Consider the following 664-nt stretch of genomic DNA (forward strand, 5'->3'; position numbering starts at 1 on the left):
GACGGCGTAATCGTCTCGTTCTCCCGCGCCCCAGGCGCGTTTTGGTGTCAGGACCGGGTCTCGCGATTGTCGGGACCCGCCTCTTCTTGTTGTCAGCCTCGCGCGGACGGCTGTTTCTGCCGCGCTCCCTTCCGCCGATGCAGGCCCGTTCGGTCGCCCCGCATCGCTCCATTCTTCGAATCGAATCTACCGCCGTCCTGCTGCTTTACCTCGGCATTGACGCTTATGCCCACGCGCGATCCGCGCATGGGTGTTGCAGATCGCGCTGCGGTGCTCGCCGGCATTTTATGCCCGGCATCCCAGTATCCCGGCTGTTATTGACTCGCATACACATATTTCACACTCGGATTTAACTCTGGCGGTCAAAAATATATTAGATAATCATAAAGCATATTTAGTTAAATAATTTAGTACGTTGACATTTTATCCTGTCTTGATTAGTCTGAAGTTAATTATATGACATTTGCAAATTACCGGAGGTTTGATATGCCAATTGGACTTTTTGCCCTGGCCTTAGGGGCGTTCGGTATCGGACTCACCGAGTTCGGCATCGTCGGCTTGCTGCCGCAGGTGGCGGCGGATTTCAGGATCACGGAGCAGGTGGCGGGCTATCTGGTGTCTGGCTACGCGCTGAGTGTGGCGATAGGAGCGGTGGCATTGACGA

1 pseudogene is annotated in these 664 nt (G+C 54.7%); it reads left to right on the forward strand.

From position 1 onward, the window contains the following. Nucleotides 1–456: 456 nt before the first annotated feature. Nucleotides 457–664: pseudogene (locus VL52_RS24320) on the forward strand (hypothetical protein); the annotation flags it as partial.

Origin of the sequence: Chromobacterium vaccinii, from assembly GCF_000971335.1 — a bacterium.
Classification (GTDB): Bacteria; Pseudomonadota; Gammaproteobacteria; order Burkholderiales; family Chromobacteriaceae; genus Chromobacterium; species Chromobacterium vaccinii.